We start from the raw sequence: 20,014 nt of genomic DNA on the forward strand, positions 1-20,014 counted from the left end.
CTTGCATTGTTAATGCATCGGCTTGCATTGTTAATGCATCGGCTTGCATTGTTAATGCATCGGCTTGCATTGTTAATGCATCGACTTGCATTGTTAATGCATCGACTTGCACTCACAGTTGAACCAGTTTTAAACCACAACGAGCATTAAAATTTCTAACACCCCAAAGCTGAAGTGTCATTAGTGGGAATACAATCACAAAATTATGCAGTTTTGTTAGTAGAGGCTGCACTAGAAAATAGCGGAGGTTAAAGCAATGGATGAGCGCGATCGGTACTTACGAATTGCTCTGGTTATTATTGGAATAGCTTTTTTACTTATCTATCCGCTGACTCAGGTCTGGGCATCAGGCTGGTTATGGCAACCAGGTCAGCACGAATACGAACAGATGATCATTGGTGTTTATGCGACGCTTGGTGTCTTTTTGCTGTTGGCTTCAAGGCAACCAGAAGCTCACCTCAGTTTAATCTGGTTCACCGTCTGGTCAAGTGTAGTCCACGCGCTGATCATGGCGGTACATGCAGTGATTGACCCTGTTGAACGTGGACACCTGTTTGGTGATGTTCCAGCATTGTTCTTGGTGGCAATTGTCCTTGGTATTTTAGCGCCGCGCAAAGTGGTGTCAAGTACATCAACCGGCATGGAATGACTGTACATCTGCCGTAATTGAAGAGATAAACAACTGCGGATTTATCTAATAAGAGTTACGGCGTTGCTGCTATACAAATATAAATGTCCCTCGCGCAGAGTCGCAGAGAGTAAGAGTTGAGAATACTTAATTTTTGAATTTCATACCCTAATTCAGCAATGCTTGAATTGGAGTATGAAATTTAAAAATCTACTATTTAATGTGTTATACCATTTGCTCATTTTTGATACAAATGAATTGTGAATGCATCGGCTTACATTTAAATAACAGGGGGATGCAAATACCGATCCACTTGATGGTTCAGTGTTTGCAAGTGTACGTGAACTTGTTCACGGATATTAATTGGCTCTTTAGCGGCAATTGCTAGGCACGGAGAGTCTGTTTAGGGAATAAACTTGTTGAGTTCCTGCACTAACAAATGCACTGTTGTTGATGGATTGTCTTCGGCTGGAATGTGAGGATCATATTGTTTAAGAAGATTTTCAGCATGTCTAATAGCAATAGATTGCTTCTCAAGTAGGTCATCATAAATCGTTTCGCTATTTTTCTGATATGTCCGACCAATTAAATAAGTTAACTTCCGAAGATAATCACTTCGAGGGATACCAGTATTAATAAATTCAAAATGCAGGACATACCATAGTTCAAACGCTTCATTAGAATAAGCTACTTTAAATCCTTGATCATTTGCATTTTTAATGGCGTTATTAAAATCTTCTCTAGTCCAAGAATTACGATCAAAAACACACCAAACCTGATCGTAATCATCTTGCTTATTCAGTTCCTTTGCGCTTTCAACTAATTTGCTGGGATTCTTTCCTAAACCCTGCACGTTTACTTCAGCCACATTCTTGGGAACACGAAAACTCTTAAAGTAGTTAGGTTCGGTTTTCTCTCCTTCACATACGATCAAGAATCTCTGCCTGATTTCCCTAGTATTAACTTTTCGTTCGTTATATCCACGAGAGTTTACCTTTTTTCTAGGCATCAGAGTCAATTAGATGATTCAAATTTCCGATATATGGAATTGCGCCATATTTACCTTTAATATAATCACTCTTAAATGGCGCATCATTAGGTACATTGTATTCTGCTAGAGAGTACAAATCTGTTGCCCCATATCTCTTTTTTTCAGTAAACCAAATCTGATCCTTACGAAAAAGCTGATTGCTAAGTAAATTAGTATCGTGAGTCATGAATATTAACTGAGCATTATTTGAATTAGTTTCATTAGAATTAAATAATTCAACAATTGCACGGCTGATCAAAGGATGAATTCTCGCATCTAATTCATCAATGATTAGAACTTTACCATTTTTCAGTGTGTCAACAAGAGGTCCTGCCAAAGCAAACACTTTTTGAGTTCCCTCAGACTCTTGCTCTTCTAAATCAAAAAATACTGTATCTACAGTATTTTCTTTTTCATCAAATTTTCGGTGCATGGTTTGAACTGATTGTACCTTCTGTACCCCATTTTTGAAAAAGAAATTTTTTATTTCATCTGGCAGTTCCCTAGGTAAAGAATCAGGACTTACCTCAATTTCTTCTACCTCTACATCGCCAAATCCTAAATCTAATTTTTTGATTAACTCAATAATTTTATCTTTATTTTTGTTATTTATTAAACAACTAACTGTGTATCCTCGATAGCCTGTATCATCTAAACCAGAGACAACATTGATACTGTTTGTCAGCCAATCTAAGATTTTTTCTGCAATTTTGACATTGAATTGAGCAGATACAGACAAGAAGAGGGCATTATGTCTTGTTCTCTGCTGAATACCATCAGCTTGAAATGTTTTAGAAACCCTAATCTTGTCCAGTTTGCGCTCAAAAAGCCTAGTTTCTTTTATTTTAGGAACATAAAATAACCATTCAGATACAACTTTCTCAAGAGTTGCCTCAAATCCATATCTATATCTCTTGCCATTCATTAAAAATACTATTTCAAAAAAAGATGGTTTAGCTTCGGTTTCAGTGCTGAGTTGAAATCGCTCAACACTTATTTTTTCCGTGCTTTGAGTTTCTTTAGAAGAATTAACCATGAACCATCTCATGAAATTTAAAGCTTTAGCCAGGTTACTTTTACCACTAGCATTTGCGCCATATATTGCCGCACTTTTAAGTAGTTTTAAATGATCATCTACTTTAAAAACGTTGTTTTCATCAAACTTTTTGTCTTGTGCGACAAGGTTAGCTGCCACCATACTAAAGGTGACTTGCTCTTTAAACGATCTGTAGTTGCCGACACTAAATTCGATGAGCATAGCATGAAGTTTAGGCTTAAGATAGAAATCTGTGAATAAATCGTAATTTACTGCCTTAAGAGTAGCAACAATTGGTTGAAGATGCTAAAGTAAGAGATTATTTTCAAATGTACATCTGTACTGTAATTTTAGATATACCGTTATGTCGCTTAGGTTATCGGTGAGGACGCAATCGTAAGCTGATCTATCGGTATTAAGCTCAAGTGCGATGTCTACTTTAAGGAGCTACGCCTACGCATCTCTCATAAACTGCAACGCCGAAATAGCGATCGCTATTTCGCAGGTGTGAGTTACGCACATCCCCTCAAAATCAAATCTTGTGTTTCACTTGATGCGTTTCCCAAAAAGCCAGGGGATTCACTGTTATCCCAGTCTTCATTGCTGCTGAGTCTATCGATTGGAAGATGAATTTATCCTCAAAGCTTCGATGATGTGAAGGGAGGGTACAAACAGGTTGACTTCGACACGCTTCGTCTGTGCCATAAGTCTCGCTATAAACTTTTTTCAAGTAAGACATCATGAAACGCATTGCATATTTAGGACTTGGCATCATGGGCAGTGGTATGGCAACCAACTTGCTGAAAGCCGGCTACGATGTCACAGTTTGGAATCGCAGCCCAGAAGCCTGTAAGCCTCTGGTTGAACAAGGTGCAACACAAGCTCAAACACCTGCAAAAGCCGTGGAAAATGCTGAAGCGATTATGTACTCGCTAGCGAATGACAACGCGGTTGAGGAAGTTGTTTTTGGGCAAGATGGCATTTTATCGAACGTGCAATCGGGACAAATCGCGATCGACATGAGTACAGTTCATCCTGACACATCCCGCCGACAAGCCGCAGCTTATGCCGAAAAGCAAGTTGAATTTCTTGATGCTCCCGTTTTCGGCAGTAAAAACGAATCCGCAGCCGGGGGATTGTGGATTGTCGTTGGTGGCAAGCGGGAGGTATTTGAGAAAGTCAAATTAATTTTAGAACCGTTAAGCGAAACGATACATTACTTGGGTGACACTGGCAAAGGGGCTGCAATGAAACTTATCGGTAACTCGATTGTGGCAACCCAAATCGAAGCCTTAGGAGAAGCGATGATTCTAGCGACTAAAGCCGGACTGAATCCGAAAGACGTTCTTGATGTGTTGCATGTGGTGGATTTTCGCTCTCCGATTTTTGATGGTATGGGCAAGATGCTGATAGAGCGAGATTTTACACCAAGTTTTGCATTAAAACACATGCTCAAAGATGCGAATTTGATTGCTCGATTTGCCCAAGATTTGAATTCTCCCACGCCGGCTGCCGCAATTGTCAGAGAAACTATCAAAGCAGCGGTTAATCAAGGATGGGGAGAAGAAAATGCGTCTGCCCTGATTAAAGCGTTGGAATTAGAAGCGGCAGTAACTGTTGAACCATAATTACAAATCATTGTTATCAACATAACATCAAAAAGTATAGTCAAGAAGACAAAATCTGTCTTAGGGCAAAGGTTGCAATCAGAAGGCTAACTATAAGCTAAAAGGGTTTGCATTGATTTGTTCAACGCATCAATACAAGCAGAAATCGCAATTTAACCTCACATTGATTGCGTCTTTTCAATTAACAAAGAAATGAAAGCGAATCAGAATAATTGCGTTGCTTGACATTTGATTTTAGATTCGCTCTTATCATCGATTAAAATTAGGAGATTATTATGGCTGACTTATCAAATTTACGAGTTGCTGTGTTAGCAACCGATGGGTTTGAAGAGGCTGAACTAACAGAACCTGTAAAAGCACTCAAAGAAGCTGGTGCAAAAGTTGAAATTCTCTCAACAAAATCTGAACAAATCCAAGCGTTTCGGCATCAAGATAAAGGAACGACTGTGAGTGTTGATGGACTTATCAATGAAGCACAACCAAGCGAATATGATGCGGTGTTGTTGCCCGGTGGCGCACTGAATGCAGATACGTTGAGAATGGGACCTGCTGTGCAATCCTTCCTACAGCAGATGCAGCAAGCAGGTAAACCCTTCGCTGTTATTTGCCACGCACCTTGGGAATTAGTGTCTGCTAACTTGGTGAAAGGACGCACTTTAACCAGTTATTACACAATTCAAGATGACATTCGTAACGCAGGTGGGAACTGGGTAGATCGAGAAGTTGTAGTTGATGGAAACTGGGTGACAAGTCGTCAACCAGATGATATTCCCGCATTCAATCGGGAAATGTTAAATCTGTTTGCACAATTCACACCGACGGCATCTGCAAAGCGTTAATCGGCTTTGTTTTTGCTTGGTGATTTAAACATTTTACCATCAGCAAAGCGCGATCGCATTAAATACGATCGCGCTGCTTTTTCATCTTGATTAACATTTGATGGCGAATTAGTGTAATATACAGTACTTTTTGTCTTCCTTGTCCCCTCTATCTACTATCATTGACTGCAAGTTAGTACAGCATGAGCGTAAAAGCGTAGCGTTTTTAAATGCAGGGGGATATCTCATTGTATCGGGATGCAATCGCATTGTATCCGGACACAATCGCATTGTATCGGGATGCAATCGCATTGTATCGGGACGCAATCGCATTGTATCGAGACGCAATCGCATTGTATCGAGACACAATCGCATTGTATCGAGACGCAATCGCATTGTATTGGGACACAATCGCATTGCACTCAAGCATTGCGAAATTTAATTTGCTACGAATTAATGAAATGCTGTACTTACTGTAATAACAGGCGCTCACTTCCAGCGTAAAAATTGAATTATTTCTCACCGAAGGAACCACGATGTCTGAATTGTTTAAAGGAGAATTTTCTCGTCGTCAGATTCTGACCACTGCTGGATTAGGAGCCATTTCAGCCGCTGCGATCGGTAGTATGGGCGAAGAAGTTGCTGCCCAGCCGACTCAGCAAGCCACCCCACGCGGAGGATCTCTGCCGCCTCAGATTCAGTTTCCGCCAATCTCGGAAAAGACTGAGGTGGATACGGGGGGACCACCGACTGCATTGCCACCGGAGCGACGTTTGGGATTTGCGATCGTCGGGCTTGGCAGACTGACATTAGAAGAAATCATGCCTGCCTTTGCAGAATGCAAACTAGCAAAGCCGACTGCATTAGTTAGCGGCGATGCTGCTAAAGCAAATCAAGTTGCCCAGCAGTATGGCATTAAACCGCAGAATGTTTACAACTATCAGAACTACGATAATCTCCGCAACAATCCAGACGTTGATGTGATTTATATTGTACTGCCCAACAGTATGCACCTGGAATATACGGTGCGTGGTGCCAAAGCAGGAAAGCACATTTTGTGTGAGAAGCCAATGGCAGTTACAGTCCAAGAAGCTCAACAGATGATCGATGCGTGCAAACAAGCCAATCGCAAGCTGATGATTGCTTATCGCTGCCAATACGAGCCGCACCATCGCGCCATGATTCAAATGATTCGCAGCAAAGAATTGGGAGCCGTGAAGGTGATTCAGGCAGACAATGGACAAAACCAGGGGGGTGACTTGAACCAGTGGCGATTGAAACGTGCTTTAGCTGGCGGTGGTTCTTTACCGGATGTGGGAATTTACTGCCTAAATGCAACTCGCTATTTGACAGGAGAGGAACCAATCGAAATTAGTGCCAGAACATTTACCACTCCTGGCGATCCGCGCTTCAAAGAAGTGGAAGAAAGTGTCACTTTCCAGTTGCAATTTCCCAGTGGGGTGCTGGCGATTTGCTCCACCAGCTACGGTTTTCACGAAGGACGCCGCTTTCGCGTCTTCGGCTCTAATGCGTGGGGACAACTCGATCCGGCGTTTTCCTACAGCGGTTTGCAGATGATGATTTCCCGCAAATCACCAACCAATAGCATGGCAGAAAACGTCACCAACGTGCGGATGAGCGAGAAGAACCAGTTCGCTTTAGAAATAGATCACATGGCGGATTGTGTAATTCAGAACAAGCAACCCCACACCCCAGGTGAAGAAGGTTTACAAGACCAAAAATTGATCGCGTTGATCTACCAAGCGGCACAAACAGGCAAGACGATTACCTTACCACGGGTGTCGGGACTGGATGTCACTCGCGGTCCAGCTCCGAGAATGCTGAAGTAATAACAATCTCAGGAGACTTTTTATATGACAAACAACTTATTCTCATGGCGACACTCATAAAGCTAAATACTCAACTTTAACTAAGGCAAGCAAACGATGGCGATATGTGAAGCGATCGTCGGTATCTTAATCATCGTCATCGTGGCGTTTGATGTGTTCCAGGTGGTCATCGTTCCTCGGCGATCGCCCCGCACGTTTAGGATTTCAGCGCTGCTCATCAGATTATTCTGGTTCCCGTGGCGACAATTAAGTTTGCACGTCGGCAAGCGGCAGGAGTATTTATTCGGAATATTCGCGCCGCTGTCGTTGATGTTGCTGCTCACGGTTTGGGTGATTGCATTGATCGTTGGGTACGGACTGATTTTATACGCTCTGCAAGACTCCATCCAACCTGCGATTCGAGATTTTGGTACTGCCCTTTACCTGGCGGGAACCTCGCTGTTCACCCTTGGATTTGGCGATTTTGTCGGCATCGGAATGGCGCGGGTGGTGATGCTGGCGGCAGCAGGATCGGGATTGGCAGTGATGTCGCTCGTCATCGCCTTTTTATTCTCGCTCTACAGTTCTCTACAGCATCGTGAAGTTTTTGTCAATCTCATTGAGGCGCGGGCTGGCAGTCCTCCATCGGGGGTGACGTTGTTGGAAACTTATACTCGGTTAAAGATTCTCGACCAACTACCCCGTGACATTGGCGATTGGGAAGTTTGGGCAGCGGAAATATTAGAAAGCCATTGCGCGTATCCGATTCTCTCGTTTTTTCGCTCGACTCTCAAAGATGATTCCTGGATTAGTACACTCGGTGCAATGCTTGACGCTTGCACGCTGTTGCTCACTACCGTGGAAACCGAGCATAGTGGTAGAGCGTATTTGATGCACCGAATGGGCTGTCGTATTGTTCTCGATCTGCATCGCTTGTTTCAACTTCCCCTGGCAGACATACTCGAAGTCGATCGCGAACAATTTGAGCAGTCACGGGCAAGTTTAGCCCAGGCTGGTTTTGTGCTACAGGATGCAGAATCGGCGTGGCTTGCCTTTGTGGAGATGCATTCGGCTTACAGCAGCTTACTCAACACATTAGTTCAATACTTCGCTACCACACCGCCCTTATGGACTCATCATAATGTTCCTGCACCTCATCCGCTTGCTCGCCGATTTCGCAATAAAACTGCCTCGCGATGGCGACTCTAAAGTTCAACTTGTCGTCAAACATAACGATGAAAGTAGCTATTTGCTGACATTTTTTCTTTGAATCAGCGCTCATAAATTCCAACTAGCCGTGCCTGCTCAATGACATGATCGGCGATCGCATTAAGAAGTTGCTCGCGGTTTAAGCTTGGTTTGAGGTCAAGTTCCTTGTCCAAGGCATACAGCCAAAAATAGTAATGGTGGGGTCCATGTCCTGCTGGTGGAGCAGGTCCAGTATACCCAGGCTTGTCGGAACTGTTCATGCCTTCGGTGAATTTGCTGCCACCTGCTTCAGCAAGCTGACTAACGTTTGCTGGAATGCCGTAGATTGTCCAATGAGTAAACCCGTCAGGTAGCGGTGCATCTGGGTCATGGCAAATTAATGCCAGTTGCTTAGTTCCCGCCGGCAGTCCGCTCCATTCTAATGGGGGTGAAATGTTTTCACCCTCGCTAGTGTAGCGTTTAGGGATACGTTCTAGGGCGGTAAATGCAGAGCTGACAATCCGCAAATCTTTGACGTTCAGCGCCATAAAAAATTTCCTTTCAATGCAACAAACTGAGTCAGCACCCACAGCAACGGTGTCTCAGTGTCCATATTGATAGTGATTTTATTTACTGCTGAAAACATCTTCCAATAGATATAAGTCAAAAAGTGCGATCGCTTAAATAACAGTCAACCAACTCAGCACCACTGCCAATGGAAGTGCGGATACCAAGTATCAATAAAGGCGATCGCCCTGAAAGAAAAGTTAGCGATCGCCTCACCTTACACAAAAATAGTTAAGTTGATTAACTTGCCATCGCAACCGGCTTTTTACGATTGGGACGCTTGCGCTCTGATTTTTTCTTCAGTCCAACCGCTTGAGCTTGATCGCTATCCGATCCATATTGCCCGCGCACAACTTCTTTCATAGCTAATATAGCATTGTGAAATTCCCATTCTGCAAATCGTGCAGCATCCGCAGCAGCACGGTATAAAGTTAGTTTTTCGGTTTCGGCTTGTTGAGAAACCAACATAGCCTGATAAGCTTGCTGTAACTTGGCAACAGAGGCATCAGCACGGGTTGTGTCGTAGCTGCTGATGGTTTGCAAACCGTGCAATGAGGTTATATCTTGATTAATAGCTTGAGAAGGCAAACGGCGTGTTCTATCTTGGGCTGGCATCTGTGCATACTCTGATAAAGTGTATATTTAATGTGCCCATTGCAACGAAAAAAATAACAGCAAGGTGAGAAAAAGCGTAGGCTAATTTTTGCAGGTCGATGCGATCGCATTGTCAGTCGATACAATCGCATTGTCAGTCGATACAATCGCATTGTCAGTCGATACAATCGCATTGTCAGTCGATACAATCGCATTGTCAGTCGATACAATCGCATTGTCAGTCGATGCGATCGCATTGTCAGTCGATACAATCGCATTGTCAGTCGATGCGATCGCATTGTCAGTCGATGCGATCGCAGCTCTGAAACCTTGGGGTTTTAAGTTAATTTAGTCTATCGTTGAGTTTTAACGAAGAGTGCGATGTTTGACGACAAGGGGCTTTGCGTCTACCCCATTGTTATATGCTGAATTAGAAGAGAGCATATTGAATATGTTGCTGAAACTGTAGCTGAAGACGATATAAAAAATAAAGTGAGTAATTTTCACTAATTAAACGAATAGTGTAAATTACTCACCCAAAGAAATATTTAAAATAAATAATTGAGTAATGGTGACTGAGGACTAGGAAAAGAAAATTATTGCTTAGTTCCGAGTTCCCCACTCACCATTATCTGTTACGCAAGAGAATTATTTAGCAACCAAAACTGGTTTTTTTGCTGTGGATTGCACTAATTCAGCTGTTGAATTCACTAGTTCTTTAACTGGTTGTTTTGCTTTTGACTGCACTAATTCGGCTGTTGAATGCACTAATTCTTTTGCTGTTGACTGCACTAATTCGGCTGTTGACAGCACTAGTTCTTTTGCTGTTGCCGCTACTGGCTGTGGCTGCAATTCGGTGTAAAGTTCACTTAGTTGACTTGCGACACCATCCCAACTAAACTTGCTTTCAACGCGCTTTCTACCACCTTTACCTAATTTTCGTGCCCATTCTGGATTAAGTAGAATTCGGTCAATTGCAGCTGCAAAAGCGGGTACGTCTTGTGGTGGTGCTAATAAACCAGTTTCTTCAGGAACCACAGTATATTGCAATCCACCGACATCACTAGCGACTACTGGTGTACTGCAAGCCATCGCTTCAATCGCTACCAGTCCAAACGGTTCGTAGTGACTGGGAACTACAGAAACATCAGCAGCTGCGTAGTAAGTTGGCAGAATTTCTTGACTGAGGCGACCGGGGAAAGTGGTAATATCGCTTATTCCCAATTCTTTGACAATGCTTTCGATGCGATCGCGTTCGATGCCGTCGCTTTGACCGGGACGACTACCACCACCGATAATTAGTTGCAAGTTTTCTTTTCCGCGCAACTGAGACTCACCAACTGCACGCACTAAAGTTTCTATACCTTTGCGCGGGTCAAAACGTCCCACATACATTATAACTTTAGCGTCGCTTGCTATTCCCAATTCGGCTCTAGCTGCTTCTCTGTCAATGCAACCAAATTGGCGAATGTCTGTACCGCAGGGAATAATATCGATATTACCTTCCAAAGATACGAATTCGCGCATGTGTTCTTTTTCTTGCGGACTCGTCGCGACAATTCTTTCGGCTGTTTCTAAAACTTGCTTTTCTACTATTAACCGCTGACTAGCAATCAGAGGAATATTTTCTATCGTGTTGTATTTAACTGCTCCCAAAGAGTGGTAGGTATGAACTTGTTTGCTTCCTTGAATTTTTTTCAACTGCATTCCTACCCAGCTAGACAGCCAGTAGTTTGTGTGAATTAAGGAATATGTAAAGCCATTTTCTGCTTGGAACTGAAGAAAATTATCTATAAATTCTGGCAAATATTCAAAAAGATTATCACGCGGTACAAACTCAAGTTCACCTGCTTGTAAGCGAATTGTTCGACAATTTTCGCTATGTTGGACAATCGTTTCTTGCTTCGCACTTACTTTGCGGGTAAACATATCAACTTGCCATCCTAGCTGACCCAGTGCTTCACCTACATTCCGCACGTAAACATTTTGTCCTCCAGCTTCTTCTTTTCCAATTTCAATCGCGGGGTCTCCGTGGACTGAAATTAAGGCGATGCGTCGTTGAGTAGTAGAGTTCATGATTTGTGTGTTGTGTTGCTGATTTAAAAAAGGTTTAGGTAGTTCCAAGCTTGCGCCTAGCTCTTTGTTCGCAGTTCGTCAATAAACTTTACGTGTTGTTATCTTAATTTAATCTGTCACATATTTTTACACATCTACTAGTAGAAATATTCTTTTCGGTTAGGTATTTATATTTAATTTCTTTATATGTAATATGCTATATTTTTATCTAAGATATTCATAAAATAACCTTAATTACTTCCAAAAGATTACGCAAATTAACTTATATATAAATTATCAATCCATACAGCTTTAGGCAACTTTTCTCAATAAAAAGATGCCAATTACTTATATGTCTAAATACTTCCAAATAAGTTATTTACACCGAATTATTCACGCTCATAAAAAGTGTAAGTTAAGGGCTAATTTCTCTATGAGTCAAACAATGCCCTTAATACAGGTTTTTTGTGGATAACTCTGTGGTTGAAGTTCAAGTTTGAAAATATACTATATTGACACTAAGAAGAAGTTTGTGTTCTCTGATACTTTTTGAAAAAGAAAAATAAATTCTACCTAAAGTAGTAATAGTTGGTGTTACCGAGGATGAATCAATGTTGAGAACTCACTCTGGTGCGATCGCTGAAAAAATCTATCTCTAGATAATTATGTGTTGCTTTATATACAAAATATTCAGTCTTATTTACGAGTATGTTAGTACTCTGCTCAAATCTGAAAGTTAAGAACATTTACTTTTATGTAGTTATGCCTTAGCAAAAAATAATCCCTTTGGTACAGAAGACTTTGAATCATCGCTTTTACAAACAGCGCACTCGTAGCGCAGATTGAAAACATTCATCGATTTTCGGTGTTTTCTGTTGGCGATCGCCGCGCCTTATGGCAACATGAAGCGGTAAAATATGCCTATGCAATTAGAATTTATTCCTGTTGAAGAGTTTTACTTCGCCCTTACTCTGGCGGTTCGGACTCTAGATGATTTAGAAAAACCTGGTTTAGTCGCGCAAGTGCGATCGCATTTTCAGACTCAATACGGTCAACCCTCGACCGTCGCTTCTGGCAAACAGAATACTTTTAATTATGTATTTCGCGTCCTAGACGTAGACAACAGTCCTTCACCGATGCTGATTGTCTCAATTTCTGACTACCAAGACAAGCTACGTCTAAGTAGCGATTATGGCTGGATGCTAGACGCACAACGCAAGCCAATTCGCACAGATAATTTTAGCCAGAGAGAGCAGTTTGCCCAACAGTTGCGATCGCATTTACAACAATCGCTGCAACTACCCCTTAGCTAAGTTAAACATTAATTGACAATTAAAAATTAAAAATCAATTTAAATTGATTTTTAATTTTTAATTTATCTGCGACATGAATTAATTTGTCGCTTGTGCAGCTAGCATTTCCTTGAGCTTTTCTAACTCAGATGCCCAACGCGGATCTGGACGAACCGCATCGGAGTCGTTGGTGTTGCTGCTGCTGGTTTCGCGAGAACCACCACCACCGCGACGAGGCTTTTTAGAGCTTTTATCGCGACGGCTGCTTTTTCCTTCAGTGTTAGGAACAGGGTTTCCAGCATTACTAGCAGTAACTGGTTTGGGAACTGCTTGCTGTGGCTGCTGCTGGTCTTCACTTTCCTCACCTTTAGTGCGAGGTAATGCCTTCTCTAACTTAATCGCAGTGTCTTTGAACGTCCGACCATTATATTTTTCAATAATTTGGTCTGCGTGTTCGTCGTCGTTTACTGTCAGAAAACCGAAGCCACGGCATTTGCCTGTTTTGCGGTCTTTGATTAGTTTGGTAGTGACAGCCTCACCTTCTTCAGCAAAAACTGCTTGCAGTTCTTGACGGTCTATTTCTTCTTTCGGCAAATTACCTATGTATAGGCGAACGGACATGAACTATACCTCCGGAGTTAAATGAACTATCGATTGGGCAAGAAAACAATCCCTTGGTTTTGGGTTTTATATAGATGCTTTTGATCAAAACTGCCATAAACCAATTTTTTACTCTAAACTGTCAACCTATACAATACAGTTTTTCGTCAGGATCAAATTGTTTAATAGTCAAGCGCGACAACGCTCTTTTACACCTTAATTCTAAGATTTGTAAATTTAACGGCACACTGCCTACCACAAAAAACTTTTTCTATGCCCTTGTTCGGGATAATCAAACGCCATTCTTTACATTACCACGGTATTTTCTACGTAGCCAGTTCCACGCTGACATTTCCGACAAAAGCATAATTGCATCGTAGCATAAAATACCTAATTATCTGACAAATTTGGTGTCTGAGAAACAAAAACCCCGAACTTTGGCTGGTTGATTTCCTGCTATGTTATCACCGAATAAAAAAGATGAGTTGATAAGTTGGCTCAAGCAAACAAAACAAATCACTAAGTTACAAAACTCAGTTATGTCAGTTGCTAATTGTGTTAAGAAATGTAACATTTAGGAAAATAAAGCGTCGATGGTGGTTAGTCGATGGTGGTTAGTTGATGGTGGTTAGTTGATGGTGGTTAGTTGATGGTGGTTAGTCGATGGTGGTTAGTCGATGGTGGTTAGTCGATGGTGGTTAGTGGGAATTTAAAGAGGGGAAAAGGGGAAAGGGAAAAGGGGAAAGGGGAAAAGAATTATTACCAATGCCCATTGCCCAATGCCCAATGCCCAATGCCCAATGCCCAACAACTATCAACCAACAACTATCCCCTAACTAATAACAACTACCCCTTCAGAAGGATGTACCCACCCCAAGCTAGTGTTGCAACTGCCAAAACCATAGACCAAAGAAGATGAAAACTATTAATAGTTTGACCGTTTTGAGTTTGTAACGTTTGGATGTCGATCCAAGGTGTCGCACCTCGACGAAACCAACCTGTAACAGTAATTTGCCGACCAATCCAGTCTTGGGGATTGACTAACTGCAACAGCCCAGAAATATGATGTAATTTCACTAAACCAGTGTTAGTTTGTAAAATTAAGTCTTGTTCTAAAGAGTTGCTAGTGCCGCGACGACCTAATAACTTACCGACAAGACGCACTCTGATACTATCGATAGGAAGGGCTGATGGATTGGCTAACAAATTGGGCAGGCGATCGCCAGCGTGTACGGTGGTGCTAGCATCAGGTAGAAAACTTTGCAGTATCGAAGGTTTCATATCTGCATCGGGAAAGAAATAAAGAATCCGCATGACAATACCGATGCTAATGCCAATAAATACACAACCTGTAACGAATGACCAATCGTCGTATATCCACTTCAAATTCAACAACTTGAATGCGAATGCTATTTGCCAGATTAGGCATAAAAGACCAGCAAACATCAAACCAAAAGGAATTCCTAAAAAAGGCGCGATTTGTAAAATAAAAGAATGACGCTTGATTTTCAACGGTTGTTGATTGGTGAGATATAGTTCTAGGTCTAAATGCCAATGGCGAGCTATTTCACAAAGGCGTTGGATGCGATCGCCTATTAATGGGTGACTATTGTTGATTGTAAACCATCGCCGATAAGGATTGAGACTATCCCACATTAAAAACGATTCAAAAGGAATTTGACCAGCAATACTACCTAAACAAACACTCTGTTGATAGCTAACTGGTGCTAAGATATTCAGACTTTCGATTTGCCAAGAAGTGTGTTCTTGTTTTTCGATATCTGTTGCAATGCCAATAGAAATTTTTAGGAAAGCGCGAACCAAAGCATTTGGATTACCGGTGATTTCGGCAGCTAGGCGATCGCTATAATAAAGCCGCAACTTAGATAACCATAAAGCCGTGCCTGTCAGCAAACACCAAACGCCATAAGCCACACTAGATATTACTACTCCCGGTAGATGCAAAATTTTATTTGGTATATTATCTGTCCACTGGGAAACTTGTTGATATACTCGATAAATCGGCAGCGTCACCAACAACACCAAAGACATGATCACACAATCACCGTGGGCAATATGCGCCAACTCAGAAGCGTAGATTGTGGCGATTTCATCATCTGCCAGTTGCTCTAATAACCCTTGACTAACTACAATTCGAGCAGTGCGGGGTAAATGACCGTAACTCAGGGCAATTGGTGCAGCGATCGGTAAAATACTTAATTTGGGCGATCGCCAGCGTCGCTGTTGACAGTAACGTTGCAGCAGTCGCACCGCTTCGCGACTGTGAATATTTAAGGTTTCTTTGGGCAACTCTCGCCGACCATAAAAGTTAGTCAGCAGCCAATCTAACAACCAAGGCGATGCTAAAATCAGAATCCCCAAGACTATCAGCAAAAATTGAGTTGGATCTCGATAAAAAAGCTGTAATGGCTGCAAGCGGATATTGTATAAAATATTATTGCTCCAATTCATCAGCAGCTTGAGAATTGCCCGCATCACCGAAAATAGAGCAACGAATGTACCTGCTGTCAGCAGCCGTAAAGGTAGTAAATTTAACTTATGCCTGGGTTGCCATACCTTTGCGCGTCCAGCGTGTCGCCAATACATTTGTGTATTTTTGGCGAGTCGATTCGCTGGTGGTAAAAAGTTATGTGATTCGTTGCTGGGATTATTAATTTTGACTACTACTTGTGTTACCGACGAATTTAAGGGATTGATTGGAGGAGGTTCTGGGCGATAATTATCGCCGGAATTTTTAATGGGGACAAATCCAGTTTCGGATTTTTTTGATTCCTTATCAGATTTTTTCGGTTTTGTCAATTCTTTGAGGGCGCGGTCTGCCCACTGCTTAACTTGAGGATTGTTAATCTCTGTAAGAGTTTGACACAGGGCGATCGCTTTAGAGTTATCGCCGCTGCGTGCATAAGCCATCACCAACCCTACTTTAGCTTGCAATACAGCAACCTTTCTTTGATCAGTATTGCTAGCAATCGGTTCAAGTTGAGCGATCGCATTTTTATAATCCCCTTGTTTGAGGGCACCTAAACCAGCCTCCAAAGACGATTCGGCATGTGAAGGCATAGAAATTCCTGGACTCCAATTGTGAACTTATACCTCATAAATCATCCGCGCTTGATTTTGCCATAACCAGTGAATTATCCTTCGATTGGTTGTTGACTGGAAAACACCGGGGCTACTGCGCTCAATTTCAATTCTGGATGGTCTTGTTCTAATTGCTGACAATTCCATTCATTGCGGAACAGCAACACTGGGCGATCCATGCTGTCTTTGACCGTAGTGGTGTTGAATAAACGTCCCACCTTATTCAAAGGTTCCCAACCACCCTCAACCCAACGAGCGACGCTGTAGGGTAATAATTCTAGCTGGGTTTCCACGCCATATTCATTTTGCAAGCGAAACTGTACCACCTCGAATTGCAACTGACCTACTGCCGCCAAAATTGGATCGCGTTTGGCTTCATCAGTTGAGTACATAATTTGTACTGCACCTTCTTCGCGCAATTCGGAAATACCTTTTTGAAATTGCTTGAATTTGGAGGGATTGGGATTTCTGAGAATAGCGAATAATTCCGGCGAGAAATAGGGGATACCTTCATACTCCAACTTCTGCCCAACGTAAATTGTATCGCCGATCGCAAAAACACCAGGATTATTTAAACCAATAACATCGCCTGCATAAGCTACATCAATCGATTCCCGTTCTTGAGCGAATAATTTTTGCGGACGAGATAGACGGATAATTTTACCAGTGCGGGCGTGATTCACCGTCATGTCTTTTTCAAATTTGCCCGTACAGACGCGGATAAACGCCACGCGATCACGATGTTTCGGGTCCATGTTAGCCTGAAGTTTGAAAACAAATCCAGAAAACTCCGGATAGGTAGGCGGAATTTCGCCAATGCTGCTATTATGGACACCTGGCTTGAGGGCGTAATCCAGAAAATATTTGAGGAATAACTCTACCCCAAAGTTGGTCATGGCGCTACCGAAAAACACGGGTGTCATTTTTCCTTGATGCACCAACTCTAAATCAAGTTCCGGTCCGACTCCTTCAAGAAGTTCTAAATCGTTTTTCAGTTGAAAGTAAAGGTCTTGTTCTAATAGTTCTTCTATTTTCGCATCGCCCAAATCAACTACAGTATCCCGCGCTTCGCGACTACCGTGAGCGCTGCGTTCAAATAGATGGATTTGCTGTTTATCTCGGTCGAATACACCTTTAAAGCGATCGCCCATTCCAATAGGCCAGTTTACCGCATAAGTTTGCAAGCCTAATTCTTGCTCAATTTCATCCAACAATTCCAGCGGTTCTCTACCTGGGCGATCTAGTTTATTCACAAATGTAAAAATCGGAATACCCCGCATTTTACACACTTCAAACAACTTTCGTGTTTGCGGTTCTAAACCTTTCGCCGCGTCAATCAACATCACCGCGTTATCAGCCGCAGCTAAAGTTCTGTAAGTATCTTCACTGAAATCTTGGTGACCTGGAGTATCTAATAAATTAATTTGGCAATGCTGATATTCAAACTGCAACACCGTAGAAGTAATCGAAATACCTCTTTGTTGTTCCATTGCCATCCAGTCAGAAGTCGCTTTGCGCTGTGCCCTGCGTGCTTTGACCGCTCCAGCTTCGTGAATCGCACCTCCGTACAAAAGTAGCTTTTCTGTCAGCGTAGTTTTACCTGCGTCAGGGTGAGAAATAATTGCAAAATTGCGACGTTGTTTAACAGCTTGATTCAGTTCAGATTGAAGTTCAGTAGACATAATTGATAAAGCTTTACCTTGTAACTTAACTTAACTTAATTTTTTCCAACTTTAGCGAGTCTTTTAATCTTAAGACAACGATGCTCGTGATAGGGTCGATAGGGTAACTTAAAACTTGATTTAATCGGAGATACTAAATGTACGACACGGATAAGCGAAAGCTTCTATCAGCACTGTGTCATGGAGCCATCTTTTTTAGTACGGCATTTGTATCTGTTGGTATACCTATTGCCATGCTATTCGTCAGCGATGACCCCGTTGTGAAAGAAAATGCCAAAGAAGCCATTAATTTTCACTTTAATGTCTGGCTTTATGGTGCAATTATTACAGTGTTGATTGTTGTCACCTTAAGTTTGCTGCTTCCATTGGCAGGGTTAGGGTATCTCCTACATTGGGGACTAACAATTTGGGCACTTGCCAATGTTCTAAGCGATCCAGATAAACCATTTCGTTATCCCTTCATTTTCCGGCTTTTGTAGCACAAATTGGCTAGTAATAAATGCCTAAACATTTACTACTAGCCAGCGATCATTAATTAATTTGATAATTTTTTTTATTATCCATCATCAAGATGGGAAATAAGCTGTAAAATATAAAATTGCCCCACAACCTCATAAGTTAGTAGGGCAGAGGACAGTTAAGCACTTATAGTAGTTTGTCTGACATGTGCTAAATTTTGCCCGAAGTTTGTGACGCTTTGTTTTGTGTCCATTAGACAAGGGAAGTGCAAATGGCGTAGGGACAATTCATGAATTGTCCCTACAAAGGGGTGGAAGGTAAAGAATAGCAAAAGATTGGACAGTGTTTGTTTTATTCATAATGGGTGAATAACGCCGTCAGTTAAATGCGATTATGAAAACAAGCAGTCAACTTTAGGGAAAATTATTGTAACTGGTTGAAGTCATAACCATCAAAAATTCTTTGTATCGTAATTTGAAGAGGTTTTCAGATGGCTACTGACTATATTTTATTTATTCATGGTGTGAATACTCGCGATCGCCGAGAGGAACCCACCTACGCCAAGCAATTAATTGGACACATCAACAGGTTAATTGGCGACTCTTACAACCTCAAACCAATACCTTTGTATTGGGGTGATGTCAACATTCAATCAGAACAAGACCTAATGTCCAAGGTCGCACATGCTGACGGTTGTTGGCATCAACTATGGTTTAAAAATACACGCCAAAATGCAATTCTTCACTTTATGGGTGATGCGGCTTTGTATATCAGCCGCAGTGTCGGATCTAAGATTGTGGAAGCGCTGAGGATACAGATAGAACAAGGATTGGAAAGCGCGAGTAAAGGCGATCGCTTACATCTAGTTACCCACAGCTGGGGAACATTCATCCTTTTTGATATATTATTTGCAGCCCGTTGGAATGACACGACTATCCCCGGTCATGAAAGCGCAATGGCTATTCGTCGCTGCTTTGATGGATTAGAACCGAACCCAGAAGAAGGTGTTCGTCTTGCTAGCATTCACACAATGGCATCACCGATCGCTATCTTCAGTCTACTGGATATAGTCAAAGGCGAAAATCAAGCTTTGATGCCAGAATTAACAGTAAACCAAGCAGAACAACGCGCCAGTCACGATATTACACCGAAGTTAAAACAACTTGTAGCCAATCTCAGTCAAAAACAAGATAGTAACAAACTACCTTGGCGAAACTACCTTCACCCAGCAGATCCTGTAGCTTGGCCCCTCGATCCTTTAATCTACAGTTTAGTCGATGGATTAAAGCAAGACATTGAAATTAAAGACATCATCAGCAAGTTAACTTTTGTCGAATCCTTAATGCAACCTTTCAGTCACACAGCCTTACCGATGTTATTGTACGGCGGTCAGGCTCACGAAAGCTACCTCAATAGCGTGCAAGTAGCGCAAGAGATAGTTCTGACAATTCAACAGAGTGGGGAATAGGGAATCGGTAATCGGTAATCGGTAATCGGTAATCGGGA

At 42.0% G+C, this 20,014-nt stretch carries 20 protein-coding genes; 11 read left to right on the forward strand and 9 right to left on the reverse strand.

Translation table 11 applies throughout. The features are described from left to right. Positions 1-256 precede the first annotated feature (256 nt). A complete protein-coding gene (locus AABK37_RS20500) occupies positions 257-649 on the forward strand; it encodes a DUF6632 domain-containing protein (protein ID WP_432553379.1) in 393 nt (130 codons plus the stop codon). A gap of 382 nt (positions 650-1,031) precedes the next feature. On the opposite strand, the gene AABK37_RS20505 is transcribed toward AABK37_RS20500, so the two are convergent. Continuing rightward, positions 1,032-1,637 carry an RloB family protein gene (locus tag AABK37_RS20505; RefSeq protein WP_432553380.1) on the reverse strand — a complete coding sequence of 202 codons (606 nt, stop codon included), beginning with the start codon at positions 1,635-1,637 and terminating at the stop codon, positions 1,032-1,034. Continuing rightward, positions 1,630-2,856: an AAA family ATPase gene (locus AABK37_RS20510; protein WP_432553381.1), complete on the reverse strand. Its 1,227-nt coding sequence runs from the start codon at positions 2,854-2,856 to the stop codon at positions 1,630-1,632. The genes AABK37_RS20505 and AABK37_RS20510 overlap by 8 nt, the downstream gene beginning before the upstream one ends. A 578-nt stretch (positions 2,857-3,434) precedes the next feature. On the opposite strand from AABK37_RS20510, the gene AABK37_RS20515 reads away from it, so the two are divergent. From AABK37_RS20515 to AABK37_RS20535, 5 genes are all read left to right on the forward strand, one after another. Further along, entirely contained in the window at positions 3,435-4,322 is an 888-nt protein-coding gene (locus AABK37_RS20515; RefSeq protein ID WP_432553382.1) for an NAD(P)-dependent oxidoreductase, read from the forward strand. 275 nt (positions 4,323-4,597) lie between these two features. Further along, complete coding sequence (locus AABK37_RS20520; protein ID WP_432553383.1) at positions 4,598-5,161, forward strand: type 1 glutamine amidotransferase domain-containing protein; 564 nt, start codon at positions 4,598-4,600, stop codon at positions 5,159-5,161. Positions 5,162-5,300: 139 nt separating this feature from the next. Then, positions 5,301-5,582: a hypothetical protein gene (locus AABK37_RS20525; RefSeq protein WP_432553415.1), complete on the forward strand. Its 282-nt coding sequence runs from the start codon at positions 5,301-5,303 to the stop codon at positions 5,580-5,582. A 94-nt stretch (positions 5,583-5,676) separates the two neighbouring features. Then, positions 5,677-6,990, forward strand: coding sequence for a Gfo/Idh/MocA family protein (locus AABK37_RS20530; RefSeq protein WP_432553384.1), 1,314 nt, complete (start codon positions 5,677-5,679; stop codon positions 6,988-6,990). 96 nt (positions 6,991-7,086) lie between these two features. After that, complete coding sequence (locus AABK37_RS20535) at positions 7,087-8,178, forward strand: potassium channel family protein (RefSeq protein WP_432553385.1); 1,092 nt, start codon at positions 7,087-7,089, stop codon at positions 8,176-8,178. A 62-nt stretch (positions 8,179-8,240) separates the two neighbouring features. On the opposite strand, the gene AABK37_RS20540 is transcribed toward AABK37_RS20535, so the two are convergent. The 3 genes from AABK37_RS20540 to AABK37_RS20550 all read right to left on the reverse strand — a co-directional run bounded on the left by AABK37_RS20540 (position 8,241) and on the right by AABK37_RS20550 (position 9,339). After that, positions 8,241-8,705 carry a YbhB/YbcL family Raf kinase inhibitor-like protein gene (locus AABK37_RS20540; protein ID WP_432553386.1) on the reverse strand — a complete coding sequence of 155 codons (465 nt, stop codon included), beginning with the start codon at positions 8,703-8,705 and terminating at the stop codon, positions 8,241-8,243. A 115-nt stretch (positions 8,706-8,820) separates the two neighbouring features. Further along, positions 8,821-8,949 carry a hypothetical protein gene (locus AABK37_RS20545; RefSeq protein WP_432553387.1) on the reverse strand — a complete coding sequence of 43 codons (129 nt, stop codon included), beginning with the start codon at positions 8,947-8,949 and terminating at the stop codon, positions 8,821-8,823. Between the two features lie 15 nt (positions 8,950-8,964). After that, a complete protein-coding gene (locus AABK37_RS20550; RefSeq protein ID WP_432553388.1) occupies positions 8,965-9,339 on the reverse strand; it encodes a hypothetical protein in 375 nt (124 codons plus the stop codon). 109 nt (positions 9,340-9,448) lie between these two features. On the opposite strand from AABK37_RS20550, the gene AABK37_RS20555 reads away from it, so the two are divergent. Continuing rightward, positions 9,449-9,670, forward strand: a complete 222-nt coding sequence (locus AABK37_RS20555) for a hypothetical protein (protein ID WP_432553389.1) — start codon at positions 9,449-9,451, stop codon at positions 9,668-9,670. Positions 9,671-9,966: 296 nt separating this feature from the next. On the opposite strand, the gene AABK37_RS20560 is transcribed toward AABK37_RS20555, so the two are convergent. Beyond that, entirely contained in the window at positions 9,967-11,394 is a 1,428-nt protein-coding gene (locus AABK37_RS20560; RefSeq protein ID WP_432553390.1) for a glycosyltransferase family 4 protein, read from the reverse strand. A gap of 902 nt (positions 11,395-12,296) precedes the next feature. Here AABK37_RS20560 and AABK37_RS20565 point away from each other — a divergent pair. Continuing rightward, positions 12,297-12,686 (forward strand): hypothetical protein, encoded by a 390-nt coding sequence (locus tag AABK37_RS20565; RefSeq protein WP_432553416.1) that lies wholly within the window; start codon positions 12,297-12,299, stop codon positions 12,684-12,686. Between the two features lie 78 nt (positions 12,687-12,764). Here AABK37_RS20565 and AABK37_RS20570 read toward each other — a convergent pair whose 3' ends face one another. Further along, on the reverse strand, positions 12,765-13,286 hold the full coding sequence (locus AABK37_RS20570; protein ID WP_432553391.1) for an RNA recognition motif domain-containing protein: 522 nt from the start codon (positions 13,284-13,286) through the stop codon (positions 12,765-12,767). Positions 13,287-13,956: 670 nt separating this feature from the next. Between AABK37_RS20570 and AABK37_RS20575 the strand changes: the two genes are divergently transcribed. Beyond that, positions 13,957-14,184 (forward strand): hypothetical protein, encoded by a 228-nt coding sequence (locus AABK37_RS20575; RefSeq protein ID WP_432553392.1) that lies wholly within the window; start codon positions 13,957-13,959, stop codon positions 14,182-14,184. On the opposite strand, the gene AABK37_RS20580 is transcribed toward AABK37_RS20575, so the two are convergent. After that, positions 14,112-16,346 carry a M48 family metalloprotease gene (locus AABK37_RS20580; RefSeq protein ID WP_432553393.1) on the reverse strand — a complete coding sequence of 745 codons (2,235 nt, stop codon included), beginning with the start codon at positions 16,344-16,346 and terminating at the stop codon, positions 14,112-14,114. The genes AABK37_RS20575 and AABK37_RS20580 overlap by 73 nt on opposite strands. A gap of 74 nt (positions 16,347-16,420) precedes the next feature. Further along, entirely contained in the window at positions 16,421-18,049 is a 1,629-nt protein-coding gene (locus AABK37_RS20585) for a peptide chain release factor 3 (RefSeq protein ID WP_432553394.1), read from the reverse strand. Positions 18,050-18,186: 137 nt separating this feature from the next. On the opposite strand from AABK37_RS20585, the gene AABK37_RS20590 reads away from it, so the two are divergent. Continuing rightward, on the forward strand, positions 18,187-18,528 hold the full coding sequence (locus tag AABK37_RS20590; protein ID WP_432553395.1) for a DUF4870 domain-containing protein: 342 nt from the start codon (positions 18,187-18,189) through the stop codon (positions 18,526-18,528). A 470-nt stretch (positions 18,529-18,998) separates the two neighbouring features. Continuing rightward, complete coding sequence (locus AABK37_RS20595) at positions 18,999-19,976, forward strand: hypothetical protein (RefSeq protein WP_432553396.1); 978 nt, start codon at positions 18,999-19,001, stop codon at positions 19,974-19,976. The last annotated feature ends 38 nt before the right edge of the window (positions 19,977-20,014 follow it).

The organism is Tolypothrix sp. VBCCA 56010 (genome assembly GCF_050875635.1).
GTDB lineage: Bacteria > Cyanobacteriota > Cyanobacteriia > Cyanobacteriales > Nostocaceae > Hassallia.

Excerpts from the sequence above, each read along its gene's own strand:
- AABK37_RS20580 (WP_432553393.1), bottom strand. The coding sequence starts at position 16,346 with ATGCCTTCACATGCCGAATCGTCTTTGGAGGCTGGTTTAGGTGCCCTC.
- AABK37_RS20510 (WP_432553381.1), bottom strand. The coding sequence starts at position 2,856 with ATGGTGGCAGCTAACCTTGTCGCACAAGACAAAAAGTTTGATGAAAAC.
- AABK37_RS20565 (WP_432553416.1), top strand. The coding sequence starts at position 12,297 with ATGCAATTAGAATTTATTCCTGTTGAAGAGTTTTACTTCGCCCTTACT.
- AABK37_RS20560 (WP_432553390.1), bottom strand. The coding sequence starts at position 11,394 with ATGAACTCTACTACTCAACGACGCATCGCCTTAATTTCAGTCCACGGA.
- AABK37_RS20590 (WP_432553395.1), top strand. The coding sequence starts at position 18,187 with ATGTACGACACGGATAAGCGAAAGCTTCTATCAGCACTGTGTCATGGA.
- AABK37_RS20535 (WP_432553385.1), top strand. The coding sequence starts at position 7,087 with ATGGCGATATGTGAAGCGATCGTCGGTATCTTAATCATCGTCATCGTG.
- AABK37_RS20540 (WP_432553386.1), bottom strand. The coding sequence starts at position 8,705 with ATGGCGCTGAACGTCAAAGATTTGCGGATTGTCAGCTCTGCATTTACC.
- AABK37_RS20520 (WP_432553383.1), top strand. The coding sequence starts at position 4,598 with ATGGCTGACTTATCAAATTTACGAGTTGCTGTGTTAGCAACCGATGGG.
- AABK37_RS20585 (WP_432553394.1), bottom strand. The coding sequence starts at position 18,049 with ATGTCTACTGAACTTCAATCTGAACTGAATCAAGCTGTTAAACAACGT.
- AABK37_RS20515 (WP_432553382.1), top strand. The coding sequence starts at position 3,435 with ATGAAACGCATTGCATATTTAGGACTTGGCATCATGGGCAGTGGTATG.
- AABK37_RS20570 (WP_432553391.1), bottom strand. The coding sequence starts at position 13,286 with ATGTCCGTTCGCCTATACATAGGTAATTTGCCGAAAGAAGAAATAGAC.
- AABK37_RS20575 (WP_432553392.1), top strand. The coding sequence starts at position 13,957 with ATGGTGGTTAGTGGGAATTTAAAGAGGGGAAAAGGGGAAAGGGAAAAG.
- AABK37_RS20500 (WP_432553379.1), top strand. The coding sequence starts at position 257 with ATGGATGAGCGCGATCGGTACTTACGAATTGCTCTGGTTATTATTGGA.
- AABK37_RS20505 (WP_432553380.1), bottom strand. The coding sequence starts at position 1,637 with ATGCCTAGAAAAAAGGTAAACTCTCGTGGATATAACGAACGAAAAGTT.
- AABK37_RS20550 (WP_432553388.1), bottom strand. The coding sequence starts at position 9,339 with ATGCCAGCCCAAGATAGAACACGCCGTTTGCCTTCTCAAGCTATTAAT.
- AABK37_RS20530 (WP_432553384.1), top strand. The coding sequence starts at position 5,677 with ATGTCTGAATTGTTTAAAGGAGAATTTTCTCGTCGTCAGATTCTGACC.
- AABK37_RS20595 (WP_432553396.1), top strand. The coding sequence starts at position 18,999 with ATGGCTACTGACTATATTTTATTTATTCATGGTGTGAATACTCGCGAT.